Here is a 25,788-nt window from a genome sequence, read left to right as displayed (position 1 = left end):
GGTTATTCTTCTCTGGCAGGCGGCGCGGGGCTGTAGACCCGGGGCGCGCTGTGGTGGGGCAGATGGATCAGGTTGAGGTTGTGCCGGCGCGCCCATTGCACGGTAAGGGCGGTCGGGGCCGAAAGGCTGACCAGGTTGCCGATGCCGGCTCTGACCGCCTTGTGAATAAGCTCCAGGCTGCAGCGGCTAGTCACCACCGCGAAGCCCTGGCGTACATCCTGGCGCTCGCGCAGCAGTGCGCCGATCAGCTTGTCCAGCGCGTTGTGCCGGCCGATGTCTTCCCGGCAGGCGCGTATCTCGCCACTGCCATCGACATACAGCGCGGCATGCAGGGCGCCGCTACGACGGGCCAGATCCTGCACGGCGGCGATCCGCTCGCGTAGGTTAACCAGGTGCGCCGCCTCGGGCAGTTCAGCCTGGGTCAGCGTGGCCAGTTGCGGCAGCGCCTGATCGAGCGCTTCCACGCCGCACAGGCCGCAGCCACTGGTGCCGGCCAGTTGCCGACGTTGTTGTTTCATCGCCCAGAAGGCGCGACTGCTGATCTCGACGTCGGCATTGATCGCCGCGCCGAGGTGGCGCAAGCGGATGTCATAAATATCGTCGATGGAGTCAACCACTGCGCTTGTCACGCTGAAGCCGGTAATGAAGTCTTCCACGGCCGTAGGCGAAACCATCATCACCGCATGGCTGATGCCGTTATAGCTGATGGCCAACGCGCTTTCCTGCGCCAGAACGGCAGAATCAGTGGCTTGTGGGTTACCAAGCTGCGCAAAGGCATAGCCTTCCGGCTGCGGTGCAGCGGGCTCGTTGGAATCAGGAACGGTAGAACTCTCGGCTAACCGGGGCACGGCAAGCTCCCCTGCGACGGATTGACACAGAGAAGCCTAGGCGCTTGCTCCGGCGGCGTCTAATCGCTGTTACCGATATGCTGATCGACGCGATCTATCGGCTTGCTCGCCCAGGCTCTGCAATAAGGGTTTTGGTGTGGACTAACGCGTCAGACTGATGCCTGGAAATGCTGCAGCAGCGCATTCAGCGCTTTCGTGTTGGTCTGATCGATATCAATGATGCGATAGCCTGCCCAGCATTGCTGGCCCGGCTCGCCCATACGGCTCCACAGGCAATCTCCGATAAAGTGCAACTCGCCAACACCGTTCAGTGGTATTGAGCAAACCAGTTGGCACTCCACCAGCGTATCCGCAGGCTGAGGTACCGTGCAGCAAAGCATAAGGCCGTCGCTGGATATATCAGCGACGCGTCCGAGGTAGCGACCGCTGTGTTGCTCGAATACTTCGAGCAGCGAGGTGGTTTGGTAGCGGCTGTGTTGGCGACGATCATCCATACGCGGTTCTCATTGAGTACGGCCGGTGAGCTGTTGCAGAACACGGTAAACGGCGGTTAGCGCGCGATCGACCATCGGCGCTGCCCGATCCGGCTTACTGAAGCGGGCTGTGCCCTGTTCCATTTCCTGGGCCAACTGGCTGACCGATTTGACCGCAGCACGCTGACCGTTCGGGTCAACGAACATGTAGTTGTGGGTTGTCGGGCTGTACCAGGACAACTTCAGCGTCTGACGTTCATCGCCTTTGATGAATTCGAACCACGTCCCGAACTCGACCTTCTCAAGCTCGCGCACCAGGCGCAGGCCATTCTTTGAAAGTGCAGTATCGGCCAGGGATGGGTCGAGCAATGCAGCCTCATCTCCCAGCATGGCACCCAGCTGGCTGGGGCTGGGCGGCAATGTCATGCCTGAGGCGAGTTCGGGTTGCCCCGCCTGAACGGCATGCTGACAGGCAACCAGATCCTGGAGTAGACGGCGGATGTCGTCTTCGTGGTAGCCGCCCAGCAGCATCAGACCTTTACGCAGTTCTTCGAGCATCTCTATACGCAGGTGCTGCAGTCGATCGCGTTGCATGGCGTCGAGCGGTGTTCCGCTCCAGGCCAGCTGTTCGGCTGCTTCGCTGGCGCGCTGCCATTCGTTACTGGATGGCCCATGACGCAACTGGATGAAAACCAGTACGTCAATCCAGGTGCGCTCCAGGAAGTGCCTGATGATCGGCGGTGGTGAGCGTTTGGCCAGGCTCTGGGCTATGACCTGGGCAGAGCGATGTCGGGCGCCAAGCAGCTTGTCGCGGCCTTTGGCCGTTTCTACCGTCCGCCGTTCCTGGAGGTCTACACGCTGCTTGAGGGTGCCAGTGAGCTCGTTGAATTCCTTGAGCAGCTCGTCGAACAGGCGCAGGTCGCCGGCAAAGTGTTGAATCACTTGTTTCACGACCCAGTGCACCTTGGCCAACAGGCCATGGGCTTCATCCGGTGCACCATAAAGAACGCCGGCTTTCGCCATGGCATTGATCAGCTGGCGCGCGGGATGGTGTTGTTGGGTGAACAGGGCTTTATCCAGCAGCGCCACTTTCAGGTAGGGCGTATGCAGGTGAGAGAGGGCTATTTTGTAGGGCTGCGGCAGATTGTCGTCATCGAGGATAAAGTCGAACAGCATGCCTACCAGATCGATGACATCGGTTTCCCTGTTGCCCAGGCGATGCTGCTGGGGTTCTTCGCTATGGCTGGCCAGTTGCCGCTGCAGATCCGCCTTCAGCCCTGCAACCTGCTGCGGTTGCTCCAGCCGCTGTGCTAGCTCGATAGCGGACGTTTGCTGCATGCGGTTCAGGGCCGCCAGCAGATCGGCTGCATCATAAGTCCGTCTTGCGCCTTCGGGCGCGAAGCTGGCCATGCTTGGCGTACCGCTTGGAGGGCTGATAGCGCTCTGTTGCTTGCGGTATTCGGCGAGCAGGGCACCCAGACCTTCGACCAGTTGCTCCATATTGGCTGGCGGGGCGGCATCAAGATCGAGCAGTGGGGGCTCGTTATGAGGTTCACTCGTCGGGGTGTTGGCGGCGTGTGGCGCCATCCCCGTCTGCGCAGGTGAGGGCGGCTCTGGGGTACGTGTTGAGGTGTATTTGAGATTGGGCAGCACGCCGGCATTTATCAGGCGCTGGTTAAGCGCGTCATAGAGCTTGTCCAGCTCGTGCATGAGCTGTTTATCGAAGAGGCTGTACAGCACCAGTTTGATTCTCAGGGGCAGTCCACAGGGGCCAAGGGCCGTGAGGAATGCCTGGGCTATCGTTTTGGGTGCGAGCGGATTGCTGCCTTCCGGCAGCGGTTGGCCGTTATTGAGAAGTGCAAGGCGCTGCTCTAGAGCGAACAGTGCCTGAGCGCAGCGGGCCTGAACCCGGCTGGCCATATTGGTCACCTGGAGGATTTCTTCGTAGTCCTCGTTTTGCACCAGCGCCAGATCCTCGGCGTGTATATCGGTAGGTGATACAGCACTAGCAACCAGCTTGCCGTCGAGAAAGTCGGCGATGCTTTGGGAGATGCTCAGGTGATAGTGGCGTTCAATCTGCGGGCGCAATGTGCGGATGCTGCGCATGCTTTCGAAGAACAGTGCCTGAACCTGATTGTTCTCCGCTTTCTCTGCGCATTGGAAGAGGGTGTCGTCGACCAGGGCGAAGGTGCGCGCCAGGTTGTCCGCCAGATGATTGAGTACCAGCTTGCGACAGCTTTGCGCCAGCTCACTGAAGCGTGGCTGAATGCCTCGGCTTGCCAGTGTGCGCGAACCATTTTGGGGTGGCGGCGGCGTGCCTTGAGTGGTCATCGGTATTCCTGGGTGAGACCTCACTGCGGCGCTTCAAACAGTGCAGGTATTCGGTGAAGGTATAGCAAATGGCCATTCTTTCGCAAAGCATTGTCATAAAAGCAATTTAGGGGGTTGACAGCTGCTCGCGGAACCGTAAAATGGCGCGCCTCAGCTACGGCGACTGGCGAAAGCCAAACGCTAATAGCAGAGACTGAAAGAAGCATAGTTCCGCGATAGCTCAGTCGGTAGAGCAAATGACTGTTAATCATTGGGTCCTGGTTCGAGTCCAGGTCGCGGAGCCAATCTTTCCTTCGGGGTGTAGCGCAGTCCGGTAGCGCGCCTGCTTTGGGAGCAGGATGTCAGGAGTTCGAATCCCCTCACCCCGACCATTTTTGGGTCGTTAGCTCAGTTGGTAGAGCAGTTGGCTTTTAACCAATTGGTCGTAGGTTCGAATCCCACACGACCCACCATTTCAAGCTCTGCTTGAGTAAAAAACCCGCCTAGTGCGGGTTTTTTGCTTTCCGGGCTATGCAGATAACATTTCTGAAGCCATCTATTAGGGGGCGCCGAGTTCTCACCCGGCGCCCCTTTTAGATTAATGCAGCTTTAGTCGCGGATCGGTACTGCGCCCGATACGGTCGCTAAGCATCAGCAGCAGGGTGCGGAAGGGGCCATAAAGCGCCATCTGGTGCATGCGATACAGCGATATGTAAAACATGCGAGCAAGCCAGCCTTCCAGCTTCACGCTGCCCATCAGGTTGCCCATCAGATTGCCAACGGCGCTAAAGCTCGACAGCGAGATCAGCGAGCCGTAGTCCTTGTAGGTGTAGGTGGGCAGCGGCTGGTTCTGCAGGCGTAGGGTGAGTGATTTGACCAGTAGCGAAGCTTGCTGGTGAGCCGCCTGCGCACGCGGCGGTACATTGCGCTCGCTGCCATCACCCATCGGGCAGGCGGCGCAGTCGCCGAAGGCGAAGATGTTCTCATCGCGGGTGGTTTGCAGGGTCGGCGTGACAACGAGCTGATTGATCCGATTGTTTTCCAGGCCGTCGAGATCCTTGAGAAAGGCCGGCGCGCGGATGCCTGCGGCCCAGACTTTGAGGCTTGCTGGAATCTGCTCGCCGCTGGCGGTGAGCAAGCCATCGGCAGTGACTTCTTTCACCGCTGCGTTGGTCATCACGGTTACGCCGAGCTTCTGCAAGGTGCGGTGAACGGGGGCGCTGATGCGTTCCGGCAGTGCCGGCAGTACGCGCGGGCCCGCTTCGATCAGGGTGATGCGCATGTTCTCGGGGCGAATGCGATCCAGTCCATAGGCTGCCAACTGATGGGCGGCGTGGTGCAGTTCGGCTGCCAGTTCCACGCCGGTGGCGCCGGCACCGACGATGGCGACGCTGATCTGATCGTTGTCGCCGTTGCCGGCATGGGCGCGCAGGTAGTGGCTGAGCATCTTGCGGTGGAAGCGCTCGGCCTGTTCGCGGGTGTCGAGGAAGATGCAGTGGTTGGCCGCCCCTTCGGTGCCGAAGTCATTGGTGGTACTGCCTACCGCGATCACCAGGGAGTCGTAAGCGAGTTCGCGTGCGGGTACCAGTTCGCGGTTGTCCTCATCCAGCGTTGCGGCAAGCTGGATGGTTTTGCGTTCGCGATCCAGTCCACTCATGCGGCCGATCTGGAACTCGAAGTGGTTCCATTTCGCCTGAGCAACATAGTTGAGCTCGTTCTCCGTGGAGTTCAGCGAGCCGGCGGCTACCTCATGCAGCAGCGGTTTCCAGATGTGCGTCAGGTTGGCGTCGGCAAGGGTGATATGGGCTTTACCGCGCTTGCCCAGGGTTCTTCCCAGGCGCGTAGCGAGTTCCAGGCCGCCGGCTCCGCCGCCAACGATTACGATTCGATGGGTCATCGATACTTCTCACAAGGCTAAAAAAACGGTGTTGAGTCCGGGCGAGCAAGGCTCAAAGCGCCAGGCGACTCAGGAGTGTGGCTCGGCCGGCCGGGTAAAGCTGACGCACGGTACGATGCTGAGAGCCACTCAGGTATTCATCGACTCGACGTTGATCGCCAAGGTTCAATCGGCCGGGCATGCACGCCTCGCATAATGCGCTCAGTCTAGCAGGGCGCCACTGAGCGCGGATCGCGATATAAGGCTGGTTGCCGCTATTCGAATTGTTCCAGAGGCTCGACCTCAAGCGAGTCGCTCAGGCGGATAATCCCGCCGTGCAGTACACGTGCGGTGATGCCGCCATGGCCGCGCACGGCCTGGAAAGTCCCGAGGCCCAGGCGCTCCTCCAGGCGTGCACAGGGTTGGCACCAGCCGGTGGTTTCCAGAATTGCCTGGCCAATACGAAAGCGCCGACCCTTGAGGCTGAACAGGTTGATACCGCTGATGGCGATATTGCGCCTGAGATCCTCTGGCCTTATCGCTTGCTGGGGATCGCGGCCCAGCAGTGCGCTGACAACGGCCAGGTGCTCCCACTGAATCAGCGTGACCTGTCGTGCATTGCGCGGTCCTGGGCGAGCGTGATCGCCGGTCAGCCCTGCTTCGCGGCGTGCTTCCACGGCCTCGAGTGCGAGCATCTCACCACGCGATTGCGGGCGCACGCCGATCCAGCGCACTTCTCCGCGTTGCGGCACGGCGGCGATCAGGGCTTGCAGTGGGCTCATTGAGGCTCCGTTACGTGTGCCGTTCTGTCAGGTGAGCCGGTGAGCGGTAATTCAATCAATGCTGGCGTGGCGGCAGGTCATCGGAAAAAAGATCATCTTCCAGCTCATTTCCGGGAATGGCATGTTCTTCCGAAGCCCAGGCGCCAAGATCGATCAGTTTGCAGCGCTCGGAGCAAAAGGGTCGGCTCGGGCTTTGCGGGCCCCATTCCACTGGGGCGGCGCAGGTCGGACAGGCGACGAGGGTAGGGGTGCTCATGGTTGGCCTCCATTCAAGGTCAGATAAAAGGCATGCAGGCGTTCGACTTCGCTTCTTATCCACGCCATGTCACGGTCGTTGCTCAGTACGTCATTGGCGTGGCGCAGGCGTTCCTCGCGTGTCGCCTGAACGGCCAGAATGGCCTGCACCTGTTCAGCCGACAACTGATCGCGGCGCATGGTGCGCTCGATCTGCAGTTGCTTGGGCACATCGACCACCAGCACGCGCTGTGTCAGCTTGTATTGGCCGGACTCGATCAGCAGCGGCGACACCAGGATCGCATAGGGCAATTTGGCGGTACTCAGGAATAGTGCCACCTCCTGAGCGATCAGCGGGTGCAGTAGATTTTCCAGCCAGCGGCGCTGTGCGGGATCTGCAAAAACTCGCTCGCGTAGTGCCGAGCGATTCAGCTGGCCGTCCGCTTGCAAAACCTGCTCGCCAAAATGTTCGGCAATGGCCGCTAAGGCCGGTCGGCCAGGCTCCACGACCCAGCGTGCTGCCTGGTCTGAGTCGATCAGATCAACGCCCAGTGCGACGAAATGCTCGGCAACGGCGCTCTTGCCACTGCCGATACCGCCGGTAAGGCCGAGCGTCCAGGGTTTCATGGTGTACGCGTGCCCATGCAATCAATAGGGGCGGCATTATAAAGGAGTGAGGGGGCTGTGGTGAAAGCCTTGGCTCTGCAAGGCCATATCCAGCAGAGCCCTAAGCGTCATCGACCAGTAGGCGCCAGCGTACCGGCCGTGACCTTTTCGCTAATTGAACCCTGCAAACTGCAAATAGCCATCGGTGATCTGCTTGCCCCAGAGCAGCGCGATAAACCCTGCAATGGCCAGGTAAGGGCCGAAGGGAATAGGCGTGCTGGTATTCGCATCGCGCATGCACAGCAGTATTACACCCAGCACTGCGCCGACCACCGAAGACAGTAAAATAGTCAGCGGCAAAATCTGCCAGCCACCCCAGGCGCCGAGCATGGCCAGCAACTTGAAATCGCCGTAACCCATGCCTTCCTTGCCGGTAACCAGCTTGAATAGCCAAAACACCGACCACAAGCTCAGGTAGCCAGCTACTGCGCCCCACAGGGCATCTTCAAGGCTGGTGAACAGACCAAAGTGGTTGACGATCAAGCCCAGCCACAGCAGTGGCAGCACCAAGGCGTCGGGTAAGAGCTGATGATCCGCATCGATCAGGCTCATGGCCAGCAACCCCCAGGCCAGTAGCAGCATGCCGCCTGCTTGCCAGCTAAAGCCAAAATGCCAGGCGCTGTAAGCCGATAGCAGTCCGCAGCTTAGCTCGACCAGTGGGTAGCGCAGGCTGATTTTCGCCTTGCAGCCCGAGCACTTGCCACGCAGAAAGAGATAGCTGATAACCGGGATATTCTCCCAGGGGCGAATTTCGTGCTTGCAGTGTGGGCAACTGGAGTGGGGGAGTACCAGATTGTAGGTTTCGCCCTCCGGCTCCGCCGGCAGCTCCAGTACTTCACGCGCTTGCGTGCGCCAGTCACGGTGCATCATTTTGGGCAGACGGTGGATAACGACGTTGAGAAAACTGCCGACCAGCAAGCCGACAGCTAGCGAGCAGAAAACAAAGGCTGGCGTATTGCCGGCCAGGAAGTCGATTACGGGCATGGATTAAACAACGCCACCCAATTGGAAAATTGGTAGGTACATAGCGATGATGAGGCCGCCAACCAGGACGCCCAGAACCGACATGATTAGCGGCTCCATAAGTGCCGTAAGGCCATCCACCGCATTATCCACTTCCGCCTCGTAGTAACTGGCCACCTTGTCGAGCATGCTGTCGAGAGCGCCAGATTCCTCGCCAATTGCCGTCATTTGCACGGCCATGGCCGGAAACGCGTTAGTCGAGCGCATCGAAAAATTCAGCTGCATTCCGCTGGTGACATCCTGTTTAATCTTGTTGACGGCGTTTCGAAATACAACGTTACCCGTGGCGCCTGCTACCGAATCTAAGGCCTCTACCAGAGGTACACCGGCTGCGAAGGTGGTAGAGAGTGTTCTCGCATACCGTGCGACTGCAGCCTTGTAAACGATATTGCCTACGATGGGCGCCTTCAGTACGGTGCGATCTAGTGCATCTCGAAATTTCTCCGAGCGTTGTTTGGCCTGCATGAATGCGTACCCAGCAGCTACAAAAATTATCAGGACGATGAACCACCACTGCTGTAGTGCCTCAGATATACCGATAACAAACAGTGTGAAGGCCGGTAGCTCAGCTCCAAAGCCTGCAAAAACTTCCTGGAATTGAGGCACCACTTTAATCAGCAAGATACAGGTGACAATTACTGCAACCACAACCACTGCGATTGGATAGTTCATTGCCTTTTTGATTTTTGCCTTGAGTGCTTCTGTCTTTTCCTTGTACGTGGCGACCCGATCAAGCAATGTTTCCAGTGCACCGGACTGTTCACCTGCCTCGACGAGATTGCAGAACAGGTCGTCGAAATATTCCGGTTTTGTCCGCAGTGCTGCGGCGAAGCTATTACCCGCAGCAACATGTTGCTTCAGCTCATCTACCAGCTTACGCATGCTGGGTTTTTCAACCCCATCGGCGATAATGTCGAACGACTGAAGCAGCGGTACGCCGGCCTTCATCATGGTGGCCATCTGTCTTGCGAACAGAGCAATATCCAGCGGTTTGACCTTCTTACCGCTACCGCTAAGGCTGATGCCCTTCTTACGCACTTTGGTTGGGTTGATGCCTTGCTTGCGCAATTGCGCCTTGACCAAGGCAGGGTTTTGCCCGTTGAGTTCGCCTTTGATGCTGCTGCCCCTACGATCCTTACCTTCCCAGATAAAGGTGCTGGTCTTGGGCGCTTTTGCTGCTGCCATGGTTAATCCTTGGTCACGCGGTTGACTTCCTCAAGGCTGGTAACGCCTTGCATGGCCTTCAGCAGCGCTGAAGTACGCAGGTCGTTGAAGCCGTCTTTTCGCATCTGTATGGAAATATCGATGGAGTTGCCTTCCTCCATGATAATCCTCTGCAGGCTCGGCGTGTTTTTAACCACTTCATAAATACCGACACGACCTTTGTAACCGTTCTTGCAATTTTCACAGCCAACCGGGCCGTAAATTTTGAAGGTTCCAAGCTTGTCCTGGGGGAAACCTTCCTCCAGCAAAGCCTCGTCAGGAATCGGTATTTCTTTCTTGCAGCTATTGCAGAGCTTACGCGCCAAGCGCTGGGCAATGATCAGGTTTACCGAGGTGGCGATGTTGAAGGAGGGCACGCCCATATTGCGCAAACGGGTCAGGGTTTCCGCTGCGCTGTTGGTGTGCAGGGTCGACATCACCATATGGCCGGTCTGTGCGGCCTTGATAGCAATGGAGGCCGTGTCCAAGTCGCGAATCTCGCCGACCATGATGATGTCAGGGTCTTGGCGCAGGAACGCACGCAGTGCCTGAGTGAAGTCCATGCCCTGCTTGGGGTTGACGTTGACCTGATTGATCCCTTCCAGGTTGATCTCCACCGGATCTTCCGCCGTGGAAATATTCACGTCCGGGGTATTGAGGATGTTGAGGCCAGTGTAGAGAGAGACCGTTTTGCCAGACCCTGTTGGGCCCGTTACCAGAATCATTCCCTGTGGTTGCTTGAGTGCAGCCATATATAGGTCTTTCTGGCTTTCCTCGTAGCCCAGGGCATCGATCCCCATTTGCGCGCTGGAGGAATCGAGAATCCGCATCACGATCTTCTCGCCCCACAGGGTGGGCAGAGTGTTGACGCGGAAATCGATGGACTTGCTTTTGGATATTTTCATCTTTATACGGCCGTCCTGCGGCTTGCGCCGTTCGGAGATGTCCAGGCCAGCCATAACCTTCAAACGTGCAGATATACGCGGTGCCAACTGAATCGGCGGGCGTGCCGTCTCATGCAGAATGCCGTCGGTACGAAAACGCACGCGGTAAGCTTTTTCATAGGGTTCGAAGTGGAGATCGGATGAGCCGCCTTTGATCGCATCGAGCAGCATTTTATTGACGAAGCGCACCACTGGCGCATCATCAGCATCCTGGCCGCTGCCATCGTTGATCTTCTTGTCATCTTCGACCGACTCGGTCTCTAGGCCATCGAGATCTACATCGCCCAGATCGTCCAAGCCGCTATGGGCGGTATCGAAGAACTTATCGATGGCATCGCCCAGCTTGTCATCCTCGACCAGCAGCGCTTCCGTGGAAAGGCCAGTACTGAACTGAATGTCCGTGACGGCTTGATGATTTGACGGGTCTGATATACCTACGAACAACTTGTTGCCACGCCGCCAAAGGGGCAATGTTCGATGCTGGCGGACAAGCTTTTCGCTGACTAGATCCTTGGGCTGACTTTCCTTGTCCAGTGCGCTGAGGTCGAAATAAGCTACGCCAAACTGATCTGCGGCTAGCTCCGCGAGCGCGCGACTCTTTACCAGTTTGTTCTGTGCAAGGTAGGTGACCAGCGACAGTTTATTGCGCTTGGCCTGCGCTTGCGCCTGCTGAGCGGCCTTCTCGTCCAACAGCTCAGCCAGTACCACCTGCTTGGCCAGGCCGGAAAGTGGAATGTTCTCGCTCATGGGCACCTCACGTCTTTGAATGGGTGCGTTATAGCGCAGATGCCGTGGGCTGCCAAACGGCCGGCAGCAATATGACGAAAAATGTCACAAGCTGCGCAACAGCGCTAGAGGGCTCGGGCTTTTAATGTGCTCTAGATCCGCGCTTCTTTTGATTCCTTTAGTTATGCTCCCCACAACGTTAGGTTTCGGGAAAGTTGGCATGGCTTCTGCTTTCTGTTTGGCAGGCTTGTCTGCCTGACCTTAACACTGGAGATACACATGAAAGCTCAAATGCAAAAAGGTTTTACCCTGATCGAACTGATGATCGTTGTTGCGATCATCGGCATCCTGGCTGCTGTTGCAATCCCTGCCTACCAAGATTATACCGTTCGCTCGAACGCAGCTGCTGCTCTGGCCGAAGTTACTCCTGGTAAAGTAGGCTTTGAGCAAGCTATCAATGAAGGTAAGACGCCGTCGTTGACCTCCACCGATCAAGGTTACATTGGTATTTCCTCCTCTACCTCGTACTGCGATGTTACTCTGACTACAACTGCTCCGTTTGCGATTACTTGCGCCACTAAAGGTGGTAATGCTACCAACTTTAATACAAAGAACATTGTTCTGACTCGTACCGCAAATGGTGTGTGGGGCTGTACCAGTACTTTGGATGTCAAGTACAAACCAGGCAAGTGCTCTTGATCTAGTTTGTTGCTGAGGCCTCTTTAAGAAAGAGGTTTAGAGAGCGGCTTATGTCGCTCTTTTTTTTGGGTGGTTAATGTGTTTAAAGATTTTTTTGCTCCTCTTTTAGTACTCGTATCAATTTGCTTTTTCTCTAGCACGGCTGTGGTTTATTGGTTTTTTTCTAATAGCTGGCTTGAGCAACAGCGTATTTTCCAATTGCTGTTGCTTCTGGTTGTGTTATCAGTATTTTTGGTTCTTGGTCGGGCGCGCCTAGACGAAAAGCTTTGCGTGCCTTGGATGCTCGTTTTTATGCTCGGTGCTGTTTCATCAATTTTCGCGCAATATCCAATCTATGGGTTTTATGAATGGTCTAAAGCGGTTGGGTTGTTTTTCTTGGTTTTGACGGGAGGAACTTTTTTTTCTGAGAAAAGATGGCTGGTGGCGGTGCTGTTTGTTGCGAGCATTCTGTGCTTTTTACTGGCGTACCAATTTATATTATTTTACCTGATGGCGTTTGTTAGTGGCGAGCTCGATCTGAATCCCTATGTCTTGTATCCAGGGTTTGATAATCCTAGGTTTTATTCTCAAGTTGTAATTATTCTGTTGCCGTTACTTGTGTGCTTGGCTGCTTTATGCGCTGAGAAAGGTCGGCGTTCAGTTGCTTGTTTTATTTTTTTTGTCTGCATAGTTCAATGGTCGCTTCTGATCGCCTTGGCAGGGCGTGGTTCTTGGCTTGCTGTGGCTCTCGCAAACTTAATAGTTCTATTGTTCTTTAATCGTTTCCGGAAGTTTTTATTACTAAACTTGTATGCGGTGATTGGAGGCTTTCTTTTATATCTGTTAATGTTTTTTTTGATTCCATGGTCTCTAGGACTTACGCATGATTTCCCCTCTGGCTTGCGAGGTGGATTGTCCGCCCGTGATGTACTCTGGTCAAAAGCGCTAGAGATGACCTTCGCAAACCCATGGCTGGGTGTAGGCCCTATGCATTTTTCTGCGGAGTGGAACCATATTGCGGCTCACCCACATCAAATGGTGCTGCAGTGGGCGGCCGAGTGGGGCATTCCGGCAGCTTCTATCGCCATAACGTTGATTGCTGCTGGAATGTGGCGGGGATTTCAGCATATTCGAACATCAAGCAGGGCTCATGAGTTCGATGTGGCCGTGTGGGTCTCATTGTGTTCCGCTCTGGTACTCGCTCAGGTTGATGGTGTATTCGTTATGCCTTTTACCGAAGGGTGGCTCGCAGTTGTAGCGGGTGTAGCTTTGTCCCGCTGGAGCAAGAGTCAAGCGCCTTTCGGTGCACATATCGTTATGCTAAAGGTGCTTGCTCTGCCTGCCTTGCTTGTGATTGTTTTTCTGTTGATTGTGGATGTTCCCCATATTTACGAGAAACAAGTTCGATTTTGGGAGATTGAAAAGATTGGTAGTCCGCCAAGGTTCTGGGATCAAGGATGGATTCCCATGTAGCCAATTCAAGTAATGTTCTATTTTTTAAAGCTTTGAGGGTAGGTGCTTTGAGGAATATTGTAATTCGTGATTTTAGCTTGGTTGAGGTAATGACGGTTGTGACCCATCTCTCTGCCTTGTTATGAGAGTTATTTGCTTGGTTCACAAATAAAAAAGGCGCATGGCGAACTATTTTTTATCGAGAGAGGGGGGGCACAAGGTCGCGCCGCTATGAGTAATCCTGAGCTCGGTTATATGCCATCTAGTGTGGTCGTTTCCAGTACTATATGGCAAGGATTTAGCCAGATAGTACTGTTGTGTTTGGTGTTGTAATGGGCGCAGAAGCCAGTCGTTCGCTACTAATGGGGTAAAGACTTCAGAAGTTCGCGAGGTCGGAGGGTGGTGGCGATGCGATGGCGATTCCGATGTGGGGTGGAAAAATAGCTATCGTCCCAAAGGATGTTAATTCACTTCTCATGCATTGTTGATTTTTTTGAGGTTATTTTTCGTGCAGGATCGAATTAGGGCGTTTCTTGTTCATTTTTTCTTGTCAACCATTATTGTGTCGATAGCGATTTTTTTTGTTTGTTATTTATGGTATCCCGCTCCGCTGGGGAGAGCCATTGGTGTGTGGGATGTTTTACTTTTAATAGCGGTTGTAGATATCGTTCTGGGGCCGGTTCTCACATTTGTGGTGTTTGATAAGAGTAAAAGTAGCCTGTTTTGGGATTTGTCTTTTATAGCGTTGCTGCAGCTGTCTGCATTGTTTTATGGCGTTTGGACATGTTTTGAGGGGCGCCCGGCTTGGATCGTTTTTGACGAGAAAAGGTTTGAGTTGGTACGCGCATTAGACCTTGATCATCGCGGTCTTGATGAGGCGTTGCCTCGCTACCAAAAACCGAGTTCCTGGGGCGTGCAATGGGTAGCAGCTATAGAGCCTGCAGAGGTTAGTAAGAGAAACGAGATATTGTGGGAGTCTGCGTTAATTGGAGTTGAGCTTTCCATGCGCCCGGAATTTTATCAAGAGTTGAGTGCCGCAGAGCTTACTATCTCTTCGGCTATGAGAGGTCTTGAAGAGTTGAAGCTATTCAATAAACCTGGTGATGTCGCGATTGCTCTTAGAAAATGGCCAAAAGCGCAGGCATGGTTACCTTTGAAGGCAAATAAACACTCAATGACTGTACTGCTAGATGACCATAGTAAGCCACTGGGGGTAGTTGATCTAAAGCCTTGGGACGAGTGACAGCTTTTTAGTTGCACTATCTCCGTATGGCGTGTGACCTTGAAATGCGTTAGTCGTATTATCGCGATATGACGGGGGCGTAGGATGGATTAGCCGAAGGCGTAATCCGTCGGCTACCGCGAACCTGCTGCCCCCCTCCCCGACTTGTGCGGGGCTGCTTGGAGTTTGTTTTGTGCCGGGTTCTGGCGGCGGATAACGTCTTTGGCTAATACGCCCTACGATCTGAATCGTAGTCTAGTGTTGAGCGGTGTGATCCCTAGAGGCAAGTGCAGAGAATCCGCCAGACATGCCGTCTAACGCGCAAAAGAACCGGCTCTAAGTGGGCCGGTTCTTTTATATCCCGACTTCACGTATGCACCAATCAATGATGCTCGCGTGTCGCGCGGAATTTCACGTCGGGCCAGCGTTCTTCCATCAGGCTCAGGTTGACGCGGGTGGGCGCCAGGTAGGTGAGGTGGCCGCCGCCGTCGAGAGCGAGGTTTTCTACGGCCTTGTTGGAAAATTCTTCCAGCTTCTTCTTGTCGCTGCATTCGATCCAGCGGGCTGACCAGACGGTGATCGGCTCGTAGCCGCACTCGACCTTGTATTCCTCTTTCAGGCGGCTGGCGACCACGTCGAACTGCAGCACACCGACGGCGCCGAGGATAATGTCGTTGCTGCGTTCGGGGAAGAACACCTGGGTCGCGCCTTCTTCGGCGAGCTGCTGCAGGCCTTGGCGCAGTTGCTTGGACTTGAGTGGATCCTTCAGACGTACGCGGCGGAATAGTTCCGGAGCGAAGTGCGGAATACCGGTGAAGCCCAAGGTTTCGCCTTCGCTGAAGGTATCGCCGATCTGGATGGTGCCGTGGTTGTGCAGGCCGATGATGTCGCCGGCCCAGGCTTCTTCGAGCATTTCACGCTCGGAGGAGAAGAAGGTCAGGGCGTCGCCGATGCGCACGTCCTTGCCGGTGCGCACGTGGCGCATCTTCATGCCTTTCTCGTACTTGCCCGAGCAGATGCGCATGAAGGCGATACGGTCGCGGTGCTTGGGATCCATGTTCGCCTGGATCTTGAACACGAAGCCGGTGAATTTCTCTTCAACTGGCTGCACGGTGCGCTCGTTAGCGACGCGGGCCAACGGGCGCGGTGCCCAATCGACTACGGCATCGAGCACATGGTCGACCCCGAAATTGCCCAGCGCGGTGCCGAAGAACACCGGGGTCAACTGACCATTAAGAAATTCTTCCTGATTGAATGTGTGGCAGGCGCCCTGTACCAGCTCCAGTTGCTCGACGAAGCGCTCGTACTCATCGCCCAGGTGGGCACGGGCTTCGTCGGAGTCGAGTTTCTCGATGATCTTGGTCGCGGTGCGCTCGTGGCCATGGCCCGGCGTATAGACGATGATGTAGTCATCGGCGAGGTGGTAAACGCCTTTGAAGTCGCGGTAGCAACCGATCGGCCAGGTGATCGGCGCGGCCTTGATCTTGAGAACCGCCTCGATCTCGTCGAGCAGCTCGATAGGGTCGCGGATATCGCGGTCCAGCTTGTTGATGAAGCTGACGATTGGCGTGTCGCGTAGCCGGCAGACGTCCATCAGGGCGATGGTGCGTGGCTCGACACCTTTACCGCCGTCGAGCACCATCAGCGCCGAGTCCACCGCGGTCAGGGTGCGGTAGGTATCTTCCGAGAAGTCTTCGTGGCCGGGGGTGTCGAGCAGGTTGACCATGTGCTCGCGATAGGGGAACTGCATCACCGAGGTGGTGATGGAAATCCCGCGCTGCTTCTCCATCTCCATCCAGTCGGAGGTCGCGTGGCGGTCGGACTTACGCGACTTGACCGTACCTGCAACGGCGATTGCCTGCCCCATCAGCAGCAGCTTCTCGGTGATGGTGGTTTTACCGGCGTCGGGGTGCGAAATGATGGCGAAAGTACGGCGCTTGGCGACTTCGGCGGCCTGAATGGTCATGGATACGTGCCTGCTTGAAAGCGTTGGCGGGCCGAGTAAGCCCGTAAAAAGGCGCGATTATAGCGGTAATGCAACGGCACTGGGGGCATCTGCAGTGCCGCAAACGGACGCTTGTCGGTAGGATCACCTCTTTATTCAGGTTCGAGGTCACTCATGGTACGCCGGGTTCTGCGCAGCATCATGATTGGCGCCTTGGGGCTCACGTGTTCTGTCGCCCAGGCGAGCCTGCCCGAGTGTCACATCCGTTTCCCCAATGGCATGAGCTTGGCTTTGCCGCTTGCAGCGACAACGGAAGCGCGCACGGTGGGGCTGTCTGCCCGTGACGACATCGGCAGCGGCATGCTCTTCGCCTGGCCGGAGGAGGGGATGCGCGAGCTGTGGATGAAAGACACCCGTGTGCCGCTTTCGGCGGCCTTCATCGATGCCCGCGGCGTGGTACGCAGAGTGGTCAATATGCAGCCCTATAGCCTGCAACGGCATGGCTCGAAGGAGCCGGTGCGCTACATCATCGAAGTGGGCAAAGGCGGCTTCGGCGAACTTGGTGTGGTGGTGGGGAGCCGCGTCGGGATCGATTGCCCACAGGGTGGGTAAGACGTTAAACAGCTGAAAAGACGGCGCACATATTTGGCTGATCCTTTTGATCGGTAATTCGGCTGACAGTCCCGTAGGCGCTGCTGTTACACTATCACCCCTCGCAAATTCGCATCCTTTCCGATACCAGGAGCATCCGGTGCCTGTCGTGTTCGTCGCCGCCTCCCAACTGCCGACCCCGTTCGGCGTGTTCACCATGCATGGCTTTCTCGAAGAGGCCACTGGCAAGGAGCATGTCGCTCTGACCTTCGGCGATGTGGCCGACGGCGAGCCGGTGCTGGGGCGCTTGCATTCCGAGTGCCTGACCGGCGATGCGTTGTTCAGCCTGCGCTGTGATTGCGGCTTCCAGCTGGAAGGTGCGCTGCGCGCCATCTCCGAAGAGGGGCGCGGCGTATTGCTCTACCTGCGCCAGGAAGGCCGCGGTATCGGGCTGCTCAACAAGATCCGTGCGTACGAGCTGCAGGACGCTGGCGCCGATACCGTCGAAGCCAACGAGCGCCTGGGCTTCGGCGCGGACATGCGCGACTACGCGATCTGCCTGCCGATGCTGCAGCATTTGGGCATCTCTTCGCTCAAGCTGATGACCAACAACCCGCGCAAGGTCAAGGCGCTGGGCGACATGGGCATTCCAGTGGCCAATCGCGTGCCGCTGCAACTGGGCCAGAACCCGCACAACAGCAAGTACCTGGCCACCAAGGCCGGTAAGCTCGGGCACATGCTCGGCAAGCTGCACCAGGGTGAGGTCGAGCGGCCTTGACCCGTGCCGCGGTCAAGCGCCGGTTGGCCCTGCTCTGGTGGCGGCAACTGGCACTGACCCTGGCTCCGCTTCTGCTGATCAATTTTGCGTTTGGGGCTGGCCGCCAACCTGGTGTGCTGGCTATGCCGCTGTTCGTCGCGGGATTGGCCTCGCTGTTCGTCAGCCTGCCGCTGTTCGGCGGCTACAAGCGCGCCCTGTTCGCCACCGCCAAGGCGCTGGACTCGGCTGACGAGCCCGCCGCCTGGCTGACCCTGGCCGAGCGCCGCCGCGCTGCCTTTCTGGGCGCTGGGCTACCGGCCTGGATCGCCGCCCTCGCGGTTTTTGCAGGGCTGGAAGCCGTGCCACTGGTGTTGCTGGCTCTGGCCAGTGTTGTGCTGCTCTACCTCTATCGAATTCCCCGGCAGCTGGGCTGATGCTGCGCTTTTTACTTGCGCTGTTGATGATGCAGATGGCGCCGCTGTCGGCTGCCGAGCGTGTGGTCAGTCTGGCGCCATCGCTGAGTGAAATCGTCCTCGAACTGGATTCCGCCGATCTGCTGGTCGGCGTGCTCGATGGTGGCGAGCGCCCGGCGGCGTTGGCTCATCTGCCTTCCGTAGGGCGCTATGGCCAACTCGAAATGGAAACCCTGCTGGCCCTGCAACCCGATCTGCTGCTGTTGTGGCCGGGCAGTGTCAGCGCCGCGCAGCGCGAGCAACTGAAAGCCTTTGGTATTCCCATGTTGGTGCTCGAGCCCCACTCGCTGGATGAGCTGGCTCGGCAGTTCGTGGAGATCGGCGAACGTCTTGGCCGGGCGGAGCAGGGGCAGCGCCTGTATCAGCGCTTCGTTGCCGGGCTTGCCGAGTTGCGTGAGCGCTACCGCCGTGAGCGCCCCGTGCCCGTGTTCTATCAGGTGTGGGATGCGCCGCTGTATACCCTTGGTGGTGGGCAGGTCATCAGCGACGCGCTGCAGGCCTGCGGTGCGCGCAACGTGTTTGCCGATCTGCACCTGCCGGCCCCGCAGGTGAGCGTCGAAGCCGTGCTACAGCGCGATCCGGCGGTGATCATCGCCGGCGACCGCAGGCAGCTGCAGGCCTGGCAGCGATGGCCGCAGCTTTCAGCCGTGCAGCGCGAGCAGTTGCTGGTATTGCCGGACAAGGGCCTGGAGCGCCCCAGTTTCCAAATGCTCGACGCCACAGCCAGGCTCTGCGAGCTGCTGGCCCCCACTCGGTGATGGCCGTCACAACGCCGCTGTCACCGGCAAGCGATGACGCTGGTAAAGCGTGCTGGCAACTGGCAGATTGTCTGCCTTCCTGGTTGTTGCAGATGTTATGAAAGCCCCTGTCTCCCCTTGGTTTTCCCCCGCCAGCGCAGTGATCGTTGGCGCCGCGCTACTGTTGGTCTTCCCGCTGAAACTGCTGCCGAGCCTGCTGGCCGGTTTGCTGGTGTTCGAGCTGGTCAACCGTCTGGCGCGTCCCATGCAGCGGCTATTCGCCGGGCAGCTCGGGCGTTTGCTGGCGGTTGGCCTGCTCAGCGTGCTGGTGATTGCCGTGCTCGGGTTGGTGTTCGCCGGTGGTTTTTCGCTGGTGATGCACGAGCTGAATAACCCCGGGCGGTTGATGGGCAAGTTGCTTGGCGTGATCGACCGCGCCCGCGAGCAGTTGCCGGAAGCGCTGGTGGCTTATCTGCCAGCCAACGTCGACGATATCCGTATCGCACTGCACGACTGGTTGCGCGGGCACATCAGTGAGCTGCAACTGCTCGGCAAGGGCGCGGTGCACATGTTCGTCACCATACTGATCGGCATGATTCTCGGCGCGGTGATCGGCCTGCAGAACGTCCCTGAACCGAGCCAGCTCAAGCCGTTGGCCGGTGCGTTGCTGATTCGTGTCGGACATTTTGTCGATGCCTTTCGCAACGTGGTGTTCGCGCAGATCAAGATATCCCTGCTCAATACCACCTTCACCGCGATTTTCCTGATGGGTGTGCTACCGCTATTCGGTGTGCACCTGCCGCTGACCAAGACGCTGATCCTCATCACCTTCGTGGCCGGCTTGTTGCCGGTGGTCGGCAACCTGATCTCCAATGCGGCGATCTTCGTGGTCGGCCTGTCGCTGTCGATCTGGGTAGCACTGGGGGCGCTGGCCTACCTGATCGTTATCCACAAGGTTGAATACTTCCTCAACGCCCGTATCGTCGGCGGCCAGATCAAGGCGCGCGCCTGGGAGCTGCTGCTGGTCATGCTGGTGTTCGAAGCCGCGTTCGGCATTGCCGGCCTGGTCGCCGCGCCGGTTTACTACGCCTACCTGAAGAGCGAGCTAAAGGCTCAAGAGTGGGTCTGACTCGTGCTCGATGATGTGCCGGGCTCTACATTCGTAGCCCGTGGTTGAGCGCAGCGATACTCGAGAGAAGGTAACCTGGGTATCGCTTCGCGCAACCCAGGCTACGAGTCTTTGACTTTCGAAAGCGACCTCTCTGTAGGAGCCCGCTTGCGGGCGAACCCGCGATCCGCAGCCTGACTCAAGCGTGCCGTTTCCTACGAGCCTGCCGCGCTAGTGCGCAACGGCGTTGAACTTGAACGCAGCGGCCTGACCGAAGACTGGCGCGCCGGGTGATGCGCTGTTGCCGCCGAGGCTTTCCTGGCGGCTGAGTCTGCTGGCGGTTTTGTGCAAGTCGAGCACCAGTTGCGCCAGTGACTGTGCTGCCTGCAGCGTTTCATCGGCGCTCTGGCTACTGCGCTCGGCGGCCCCGGTTATTGCCTGAGCCTGCCCGTTGACGGCCTGCACCTGACTCAGTTGCGACTTCATGGCCTGGCTGATCTGGTCGAGTCGCCCCTGCATGCCTGCCACTTCCTGCTGAATGCGCTCGAGTGCATCGGTGGCTTCGCTCGAGCGGGTCACGCTGCGTTGCGCGGCTTCCTGGCAGCTCTGCATGGCGGTCTGAGTATCGAGTGTCTGCTGGCGCACGCTGCCGAGGGTCGTGGCGATCTCTTCGGTGGCCTGGGCGGTTCGCCTGGCCAGGTTGCGCACTTCGTCGGCAACCACCGCGAAACCGCGCCCGCTGTCGCCTGCCCGAGCAGCCTCGATGGCGGCGTTGAGGGCAAGCAGGTTGGTCTGCTCGGCAATGCTGCGGATCGCTTCGGTGATGTGCTGGATTTCCTCGGTCTTTTGGCTCAGGGCTTCGAGTGCCTGGCTCGATTGCTCGATGCGGCTGGCCAGTTGCGCGACATCTTCGGCGTTCTGCTGCACGGCCGCGCCACCTTTCTGGGTCATGGCCAGGGCCTGGCGCGAGGCGCTTTCGCTGTCGACGATATGCTGGGTGGCTTCGCCGATGCTGTGGTTGACGTCGAGCATCGCGCGCGCCGTGGACACCGCCGCCGCCTGGCCCTGGGCCGCGCACAGGCTGGCGTTGGCTGACGTTCGGGTCAGCCCCGTAGACGTCTGCTGCAGGGCGCTGCCGGCAGTGACGATACCTTGCATGGTGTGATCCATCTTATCGACGAAACTGTTCACCCAGCCGGCCAGGGCGCCTGCCTCGTCACTGGAAAAACGCTCCAGTGCCAGTCGGTTACTCAGCGGCGCGCCACACTCAGCGGTATCCAGGAAGAAGTCCGAGAGCGACTGCAGCGTGCGGGTGCGGCGGCGCAGGCTGAAGGCCCAAAAACCGAACAGCAGTACGCCGGCTGCGGCGAAGGTCAGTGATGCGGCATGCTCTGGCAGATGCTGTTCCAGCAGCCATTGCAGGCCGCCCAGCAGGAACAGGCCGCCGAGCAACTGGCTGGACAGCGAATAGCTCAGGCTGCGCTGGCGGTAGACCTCTTCCAGATCGCCCTCGCACATCATGCCCCAGGTATCCGGTGAGCCGGGCAGACGCAGAGTCAGGCCGGCGCCGATCACCGGCACATGGCGGTAATCGGGATAGCCCGGGTAAAGCACGAACAGGTTGCTGCCATGGCGAATGGTTTCACGCACGCCAGGATGCAATTCGCCGCTCGCCGGCGCGGTGAAACGTAACTCGAATTCGGTGTGCTTCTGCACCCGGACGGTGCCGAAAGGCGTTTTCACGCCCTGTTTGAGGTTCTCGCCGCCGGTGAAGGCGCCATCCTCGAAGCGTGAGCGTGACAGGGCGGTTCCCGGGCTTATTTTCGGGTCATGGGCGCTTTGCACCATGAACAGGTAGTTGTCGCCGGAGTCGCGGTAGACGTGCCCAGCCTCGCGCTGAATCAGGTCGCTCATCACATCGTTGGGGATACGTGCGCACAGGCAACCGACCACTTGCCCGCCGTGGCTGAGTGGCTGGTGAAACAGCAGCGTGACGGCATCGTGGAACTTAGACGTGGTCGGCCCCAGTTGCTGGGTCAGCTCATCGATATAGGGGCCAAGCAGAAACTGCCCACTGAGGCCAGCCGCCAGAGCCGCGCCATCGTGGCGCTGGCCCTGGCGTGGCGCATGGGTCGAAGCGAGTATGCGTCCGGCGGTGTCGACCACGAACAGTTCGGACACTTCGGGCATATGCGCCAACGCCCGCTGCAGTACGGCATCCGGCAAGGCCGGCCACGCTGGGGTGAGTGCAGCACTCAGCAGTTCGAGCTCCTGCCAGTGCTGGCGTGCCCAGTTGGTGAGCAGGTCGACGCGGGTCAGCGCCAGGCCGGAGAAGGTCTTTTCGACCCGTTCGGCCTGACCGGCATTGAGCAACCAGGACCAGCGCATGGCCAGCTTGCCTGCCTTGCCGAACCAGGGCAGCCAGCGGCGCTCGCGGCCCTTGAAATCCATCTTGTGGCTACGCAACTGCATACGAGCTCCCGGCCGCTATCGGCGGTCCATACATGCTCAATCCCAACTGGAGATTACTGCAATATATGGGCCGACGATATATGCCGGTCGGGGGAGTATCAGCGTGCCAGTTTTGCTCGTATGGCCGCTTCGATCCCGGCTTCGTCCAGGCCACACTCGGCGAGCATCTGCTCGGGCCGGGCGTGCTCCACATAACTGTCGGGAAGGCCCAGGTGCAGCATCGGCGTCAGGGCGCCGCTCTGGGCGAGGAATTCGCTGACTGCGCTGCCTGCGCCGCCCATCACGCTGTTTTCCTCGATGGTGACCAGTAGCTCGTGGCTGGCGGCCAGTTCGCTGATCAGCGTTTCGTCCAGCGGTTTGACGAAGCGCATGTCGACCACCGTGGCGTTCAGCGTTTCGCCGACGCGTAGGGCTTCGGCCAGTTGCACGCCAAACACTAGCAGGGCGACGCCGCTGCCCTGGCGGCGGATCACGCCTTTGCCGATTGGCAGGGCGTTCAGCGCGCGGTCGATCGGCGCGTTCGGGCCGCTGCCGCGTGGGTAGCGCACTGCCGCCGGGCCGGCGAACTGGTAGCCGGTGGTGAGCATGTGGTGCAGTTCGTTCTCGTCACTCGGCGTCATGATCAGCATGCCGGGAATGCAGCGCAGGTAGGAGAGGTCGAAGCTGCCCGCGTGAGTGGGGCCGTCTTCGCCAACCAGGCCGGCGCGGTCGATGGCGAACAGCACATCAAGGTGCTGCACCGCGACATCGTGGATCAGTTGATCGTAGGCGCGCTGCAGGAACGTCGAGTAAATCGCCACCACCGGCTTGGCGCCTTCGCAGGCCATGCCGGCAGCGAGGGTCACCGCGTGTTGCTCGGCGATGGCCACGTCGAAGTAGCGATCCGCAAAGCGCTCGCTGAATGTCACCAGGTCGGAGCCTTCCTTCATGGCCGGGGTGATCGCCATCAGGCGCTCGTCGCTGGCGGCCATGTCGCACAGCCACTGACCGAACACGCTGGAGTACTTCGGCCCGGACGGTTTTTTCGCCTTGGCGGGCGCGTTGATCGGCTCCAGCTTGGTGATCGCGTGGTAGACAATTGGGTCGACCTCGGCAGGGGCGAAACCCTTGCCCTTCTTGGTCACTACGTGGAGGAATTGCAGGCCCTCCAGGTCGCGCATGTTGCGCAAGGTGGCCAGCAGGGTCGGCAGGTCATGGCCGTCGATGGGGCCGATGTAGTTCCAGCCCAGCTCTTCGAACAGCGTGCCGGAGACCAGCATGCCCTTGGCGTGCTCTTCGGTCTTGCGGGCGATTTCCCAGGCACCGGGCAGCTTGGACAGCACTTTCTTGCTGCCCTCACGTACGTTGGCATAGGTGCGGCTGGAGAGGATCTTGGCCAGGTAGTTGGACAGGCCGCCGACATTCTTGGAGATCGACATATCGTTGTCGTTGAGCACGACGAGCATGTTGGCTTTAACGTCTGCCGCGTGGTTGAGCGCTTCGAACGCCATACCCGCGGTCAGCGCGCCGTCACCGATCACCGCCACCGATTTACGTTTGCTGCCTTGGCGCTGGGCGGCGATGGCCATGCCCAGTGCGGCGCTGATCGAGGTACTGGAGTGACCGACGCCAAAGGTGTCGTACTCGCTTTCCGAGCGGCGCGGAAAGGCGGCGATGCCGTCCTTCTGGCGCAGGCTGCTCATGCGCTCGCGGCGGCCAGTGAGGATCTTGTGCGGATAAGCCTGATGGCCGACGTCCCACACCAAGCGGTCATCGGGGGTATCGAAGACGTAGTGCAGGGCGACGGTCAGCTCGATCACCCCGAGGCCGGCGCCGAAGTGCCCGCCGGTCTGGCCGACCGTGTAGAGCAGGTACTGGCGCAATTCGTCCGCCAGGGTCTCCAGCTCGGCCTCGCCAAGGCGGCGCAATTCATCCGGCGTGTTGGCGCGGTCGAGCAGCGGCGTCAGCGGGCGTTCGCGGGGAATCTCGTGGAAAGTCGTCGGCATCAGGCGAGTCGTTATAAGAATTCAAAGAATGGGGCAGTTTACCTGATGCGATGATCCGTGCCCAAGGTAGGTATGGGTCATCGCAGCGGTCGTGCCAGATGAGACAGCGAGGGCGTGGTTTCAGTTGCGCCTTTCTACGATGTAACGGGCCAGCTCGCGCAGGGGCTCGGCGGCATTATTGAACGGGCGCAGGGCATGCAGGGCCTGATCACGCAGTTCGAAGGCGTAACGCTTCGCCGCATCCAGGCCAAGCAGGGCCGGGTAGGTGGGCTTGTCGTTCGCTTGGTCTTTGCCCTGAGTCTTGCCCAGCGTGGCGGTATCGCTTTCCACGTCGAGGATGTCGTCTTGCACCTGAAAGGCCAGGCCGACGGCGCGAGCATAGGTGCTCAGCGCCGCCAGGGTGCGCTCGTCGGCGCGGCCGCTGGCCAGGGCGCCGAGGCGCACACTGGCTTCGATCAGCGCGCCGGTCTTGTGGCGATGCATCACTTCCAGAGCCGGCTGCTGCAGTTGTTGGCCAACCGAGCCGAGATCGATGGCCTGGCCGCCGACCATGCCGGCGGGGCCTGCTGCTTCGGCCAGTGCACTGAACATGCTCAGGCGAATTTCCGCGCTGTGCGGATTGCGCGTTTCGCTGGCCAGCACCGCAAAGGCCAAGCTCTGCAGGCCGTCGCCCGCAAGAATCGCCGTGGCCTCGTCGAAGGCCTTGTGCGTGGTCGGCTGGCCGCGACGCAGGTCATCGTCGTCCATGGCCGGCAGGTCGTCATGCACCAGGGAATAGGCGTGGATCAGCTCCACCGCGCAGGCCGCGCCGTCGGCCTGCTGCGCCGTGCCACCGAGGGCTTCGCAAGCGGCGTAGGCGAGCAGCGGGCGAATGCGTTTGCCGCCGTTGAACACGCTATAGCGCATGGCGGCATACAGGCGTTCGAGTTCGACACGCGGCGCCGCGAACAGCGGCTCCAGAGCTGCGTCGACCTGCTTCTGGCAGCGAGCCTGGTAGTTGGCGATCATAACGGCTCGTCCGTTTCGAACGGTGCCGCCTGCAGTTCACCATCGCGCTCGAGCAGAATCTGTACTTTCTGCTCGGCCTGAGTCAGCGAGGCCTGGCAATCACGGGTCAGGCTGATGCCTTGCTCGAAGGCGCTCAGCGACTCCTCCAGCGAAAGTTCGCCGTTTTCCAGGCGTTCGACGATGGTTTGCAGGTCGGTCAGGGATTGCTCGAAATCGAGCGCGGCTTTCTTACGGGCCATGGCGGGAATTCTCAGGCGGGGTTCGCGGTTCGGCGG

General features: G+C 58.8%; 23 protein-coding genes and 3 tRNA genes. 11 read left to right on the top strand and 15 right to left on the bottom strand.

Annotated elements, in window-relative coordinates; all coding sequences use genetic code 11:
- Window positions 1-2: 2 nt before the first annotated feature.
- The 3 genes from fdhD to K5Q02_RS00775 form a co-directional block, all read right to left on the bottom strand.
- Window positions 3-848, bottom strand: a complete 846-nt coding sequence (gene fdhD / locus K5Q02_RS00785; protein ID WP_225835431.1) for a formate dehydrogenase accessory sulfurtransferase FdhD — start codon at window positions 846-848, stop codon at window positions 3-5.
- Window positions 849-997: 149 nt separating this feature from the next.
- Entirely contained in the window at window positions 998-1,342 is a 345-nt protein-coding gene (locus tag K5Q02_RS00780) for a PilZ domain-containing protein (protein WP_225835429.1), read from the bottom strand.
- Window positions 1,343-1,351: 9 nt separating this feature from the next.
- Entirely contained in the window at window positions 1,352-3,652 is a 2,301-nt protein-coding gene (locus K5Q02_RS00775) for a DUF1631 domain-containing protein (RefSeq protein WP_225835426.1), read from the bottom strand.
- Between the two features lie 209 nt (window positions 3,653-3,861).
- On the opposite strand from K5Q02_RS00775, the gene K5Q02_RS00770 reads away from it, so the two are divergent.
- From K5Q02_RS00770 to K5Q02_RS00760, 3 genes are all read left to right on the top strand, one after another.
- A tRNA-Asn gene (locus tag K5Q02_RS00770) sits at window positions 3,862-3,936 on the top strand.
- Between the two features lie 10 nt (window positions 3,937-3,946).
- Window positions 3,947-4,023 (top strand) — tRNA-Pro (locus tag K5Q02_RS00765).
- Window positions 4,024-4,028: 5 nt separating this feature from the next.
- Window positions 4,029-4,104: transfer RNA gene (locus tag K5Q02_RS00760), tRNA-Lys, on the top strand.
- Between the two features lie 125 nt (window positions 4,105-4,229).
- Here K5Q02_RS00760 and K5Q02_RS00755 read toward each other — a convergent pair.
- The 7 genes from K5Q02_RS00755 to pilB all read right to left on the bottom strand — a co-directional run bounded on the left by K5Q02_RS00755 (window position 4,230) and on the right by pilB (window position 11,106).
- Window positions 4,230-5,528, bottom strand: coding sequence for an NAD(P)/FAD-dependent oxidoreductase (locus tag K5Q02_RS00755; protein WP_225835424.1), 1,299 nt, complete (start codon window positions 5,526-5,528; stop codon window positions 4,230-4,232).
- A gap of 254 nt (window positions 5,529-5,782) precedes the next feature.
- Window positions 5,783-6,289 (bottom strand): MOSC domain-containing protein, encoded by a 507-nt coding sequence (locus K5Q02_RS00750; RefSeq protein ID WP_225835422.1) that lies wholly within the window; start codon window positions 6,287-6,289, stop codon window positions 5,783-5,785.
- Window positions 6,290-6,344: 55 nt separating this feature from the next.
- On the bottom strand, window positions 6,345-6,545 hold the full coding sequence (yacG, locus tag K5Q02_RS00745; RefSeq protein WP_225835420.1) for a DNA gyrase inhibitor YacG: 201 nt from the start codon (window positions 6,543-6,545) through the stop codon (window positions 6,345-6,347).
- Window positions 6,542-7,150, bottom strand: a complete 609-nt coding sequence (gene coaE / locus K5Q02_RS00740) for a dephospho-CoA kinase (protein ID WP_225835418.1) — start codon at window positions 7,148-7,150, stop codon at window positions 6,542-6,544. The genes yacG and coaE overlap by 4 nt, the downstream gene beginning before the upstream one ends.
- A gap of 150 nt (window positions 7,151-7,300) precedes the next feature.
- On the bottom strand, window positions 7,301-8,173 hold the full coding sequence (locus K5Q02_RS00735; RefSeq protein ID WP_225835417.1) for a prepilin peptidase: 873 nt from the start codon (window positions 8,171-8,173) through the stop codon (window positions 7,301-7,303).
- A 3-nt stretch (window positions 8,174-8,176) separates the two neighbouring features.
- Window positions 8,177-9,397, bottom strand: a complete 1,221-nt coding sequence (locus K5Q02_RS00730; protein ID WP_225835416.1) for a type II secretion system F family protein — start codon at window positions 9,395-9,397, stop codon at window positions 8,177-8,179.
- A gap of 2 nt (window positions 9,398-9,399) precedes the next feature.
- Entirely contained in the window at window positions 9,400-11,106 is a 1,707-nt protein-coding gene (pilB, locus tag K5Q02_RS00725) for a type IV-A pilus assembly ATPase PilB (protein WP_225835414.1), read from the bottom strand.
- A 258-nt stretch (window positions 11,107-11,364) separates the two neighbouring features.
- On the opposite strand from pilB, the gene K5Q02_RS00720 reads away from it, so the two are divergent.
- The 3 genes from K5Q02_RS00720 to tfpZ all read left to right on the top strand — a co-directional run bounded on the left by K5Q02_RS00720 (window position 11,365) and on the right by tfpZ (window position 14,458).
- The gene (locus K5Q02_RS00720; RefSeq protein WP_225835412.1) at window positions 11,365-11,784 is read left to right on the top strand and encodes a pilin; all 420 of its coding nucleotides are present in this window, start codon (window positions 11,365-11,367) and stop codon (window positions 11,782-11,784) included.
- Between the two features lie 78 nt (window positions 11,785-11,862).
- Entirely contained in the window at window positions 11,863-13,236 is a 1,374-nt protein-coding gene (locus K5Q02_RS00715) for an O-antigen ligase family protein (RefSeq protein WP_225835405.1), read from the top strand.
- A 487-nt stretch (window positions 13,237-13,723) separates the two neighbouring features.
- On the top strand, window positions 13,724-14,458 hold the full coding sequence (tfpZ, locus tag K5Q02_RS00710) for a TfpX/TfpZ family type IV pilin accessory protein (RefSeq protein ID WP_225835402.1): 735 nt from the start codon (window positions 13,724-13,726) through the stop codon (window positions 14,456-14,458).
- Between the two features lie 361 nt (window positions 14,459-14,819).
- On the opposite strand, the gene K5Q02_RS00705 is transcribed toward tfpZ, so the two are convergent.
- Entirely contained in the window at window positions 14,820-16,403 is a 1,584-nt protein-coding gene (locus tag K5Q02_RS00705; RefSeq protein ID WP_225835400.1) for a peptide chain release factor 3, read from the bottom strand.
- A 153-nt stretch (window positions 16,404-16,556) separates the two neighbouring features.
- On the opposite strand from K5Q02_RS00705, the gene K5Q02_RS00700 reads away from it, so the two are divergent.
- The 5 genes from K5Q02_RS00700 to K5Q02_RS00680 all read left to right on the top strand — a co-directional run bounded on the left by K5Q02_RS00700 (window position 16,557) and on the right by K5Q02_RS00680 (window position 20,069).
- On the top strand, window positions 16,557-16,994 hold the full coding sequence (locus K5Q02_RS00700; protein WP_225835398.1) for a DUF192 domain-containing protein: 438 nt from the start codon (window positions 16,557-16,559) through the stop codon (window positions 16,992-16,994).
- Between the two features lie 139 nt (window positions 16,995-17,133).
- Complete coding sequence (ribA, locus tag K5Q02_RS00695) at window positions 17,134-17,751, top strand: GTP cyclohydrolase II (RefSeq protein WP_225835397.1); 618 nt, start codon at window positions 17,134-17,136, stop codon at window positions 17,749-17,751.
- Window positions 17,748-18,164: an MFS transporter gene (locus K5Q02_RS00690; protein WP_225835396.1), complete on the top strand. Its 417-nt coding sequence runs from the start codon at window positions 17,748-17,750 to the stop codon at window positions 18,162-18,164. Before ribA ends, K5Q02_RS00690 begins: the two co-directional genes overlap by 4 nt.
- Window positions 18,164-18,961 carry a helical backbone metal receptor gene (locus K5Q02_RS00685; RefSeq protein ID WP_225835395.1) on the top strand — a complete coding sequence of 266 codons (798 nt, stop codon included), beginning with the start codon at window positions 18,164-18,166 and terminating at the stop codon, window positions 18,959-18,961. Before K5Q02_RS00690 ends, K5Q02_RS00685 begins: the two co-directional genes overlap by 1 nt.
- Window positions 18,962-19,058: 97 nt before the next feature.
- The gene (locus K5Q02_RS00680; RefSeq protein ID WP_225835394.1) at window positions 19,059-20,069 is read left to right on the top strand and encodes an AI-2E family transporter; all 1,011 of its coding nucleotides are present in this window, start codon (window positions 19,059-19,061) and stop codon (window positions 20,067-20,069) included.
- Between the two features lie 210 nt (window positions 20,070-20,279).
- Here K5Q02_RS00680 and K5Q02_RS24450 read toward each other — a convergent pair whose 3' ends face one another.
- From K5Q02_RS24450 to K5Q02_RS00660, 4 genes are all read right to left on the bottom strand, one after another.
- Window positions 20,280-20,999 carry a methyl-accepting chemotaxis protein gene (locus tag K5Q02_RS24450; protein WP_225839902.1) on the bottom strand — a complete coding sequence of 240 codons (720 nt, stop codon included), beginning with the start codon at window positions 20,997-20,999 and terminating at the stop codon, window positions 20,280-20,282.
- A 1,619-nt stretch (window positions 21,000-22,618) separates the two neighbouring features.
- Window positions 22,619-24,505 carry a 1-deoxy-D-xylulose-5-phosphate synthase gene (gene dxs, locus K5Q02_RS00670; RefSeq protein WP_225835392.1) on the bottom strand — a complete coding sequence of 629 codons (1,887 nt, stop codon included), beginning with the start codon at window positions 24,503-24,505 and terminating at the stop codon, window positions 22,619-22,621.
- Window positions 24,506-24,625: 120 nt separating this feature from the next.
- Window positions 24,626-25,513, bottom strand: coding sequence for a (2E,6E)-farnesyl diphosphate synthase (gene ispA / locus K5Q02_RS00665; RefSeq protein ID WP_225835391.1), 888 nt, complete (start codon window positions 25,511-25,513; stop codon window positions 24,626-24,628).
- The gene (locus K5Q02_RS00660) at window positions 25,510-25,752 is read right to left on the bottom strand and encodes an exodeoxyribonuclease VII small subunit (RefSeq protein WP_225835389.1); all 243 of its coding nucleotides are present in this window, start codon (window positions 25,750-25,752) and stop codon (window positions 25,510-25,512) included. Before K5Q02_RS00660 ends, ispA begins: the two co-directional genes overlap by 4 nt.
- Window positions 25,753-25,788: the final 36 nt, after the last annotated feature.

Source organism: Pseudomonas sp. MM211 (genome assembly GCF_020386635.1).
GTDB lineage: Bacteria > Pseudomonadota > Gammaproteobacteria > Pseudomonadales > Pseudomonadaceae > Aquipseudomonas.
Note: the sequence above shows the minus strand (reverse complement) of the source record. Positions and strands in the feature narration are given on the sequence as shown.

Bases quoted from the DNA above. Each gene is read 5' to 3' on its own strand.
- K5Q02_RS00780 (WP_225835429.1), bottom strand. From the start codon at position 1,342: ATGGATGATCGTCGCCAACACAGCCGCTACCAAACCACCTCGCTGCTC.
- K5Q02_RS00775 (WP_225835426.1), bottom strand. From the start codon at position 3,652: ATGACCACTCAAGGCACGCCGCCGCCACCCCAAAATGGTTCGCGCACA.
- K5Q02_RS00755 (WP_225835424.1), bottom strand. From the start codon at position 5,528: ATGACCCATCGAATCGTAATCGTTGGCGGCGGAGCCGGCGGCCTGGAA.
- K5Q02_RS00750 (WP_225835422.1), bottom strand. From the start codon at position 6,289: ATGAGCCCACTGCAAGCCCTGATCGCCGCCGTGCCGCAACGCGGAGAA.
- yacG (WP_225835420.1), bottom strand. From the start codon at position 6,545: ATGAGCACCCCTACCCTCGTCGCCTGTCCGACCTGCGCCGCCCCAGTG.
- coaE (WP_225835418.1), bottom strand. From the start codon at position 7,150: ATGAAACCCTGGACGCTCGGCCTTACCGGCGGTATCGGCAGTGGCAAG.
- K5Q02_RS00735 (WP_225835417.1), bottom strand. From the start codon at position 8,173: ATGCCCGTAATCGACTTCCTGGCCGGCAATACGCCAGCCTTTGTTTTC.
- K5Q02_RS00730 (WP_225835416.1), bottom strand. From the start codon at position 9,397: ATGGCAGCAGCAAAAGCGCCCAAGACCAGCACCTTTATCTGGGAAGGT.
- pilB (WP_225835414.1), bottom strand. From the start codon at position 11,106: ATGAGCGAGAACATTCCACTTTCCGGCCTGGCCAAGCAGGTGGTACTG.
- K5Q02_RS00720 (WP_225835412.1), top strand. From the start codon at position 11,365: ATGAAAGCTCAAATGCAAAAAGGTTTTACCCTGATCGAACTGATGATC.
- K5Q02_RS00705 (WP_225835400.1), bottom strand. From the start codon at position 16,403: ATGACCATTCAGGCCGCCGAAGTCGCCAAGCGCCGTACTTTCGCCATC.
- K5Q02_RS00700 (WP_225835398.1), top strand. From the start codon at position 16,557: ATGGTACGCCGGGTTCTGCGCAGCATCATGATTGGCGCCTTGGGGCTC.
- K5Q02_RS00685 (WP_225835395.1), top strand. From the start codon at position 18,164: ATGCTGCGCTTTTTACTTGCGCTGTTGATGATGCAGATGGCGCCGCTG.
- K5Q02_RS00680 (WP_225835394.1), top strand. From the start codon at position 19,059: ATGAAAGCCCCTGTCTCCCCTTGGTTTTCCCCCGCCAGCGCAGTGATC.
- K5Q02_RS24450 (WP_225839902.1), bottom strand. From the start codon at position 20,999: ATGACCCAGAAAGGTGGCGCGGCCGTGCAGCAGAACGCCGAAGATGTC.
- dxs (WP_225835392.1), bottom strand. From the start codon at position 24,505: ATGCCGACGACTTTCCACGAGATTCCCCGCGAACGCCCGCTGACGCCG.
- ispA (WP_225835391.1), bottom strand. From the start codon at position 25,513: ATGATCGCCAACTACCAGGCTCGCTGCCAGAAGCAGGTCGACGCAGCT.
- K5Q02_RS00660 (WP_225835389.1), bottom strand. From the start codon at position 25,752: ATGGCCCGTAAGAAAGCCGCGCTCGATTTCGAGCAATCCCTGACCGAC.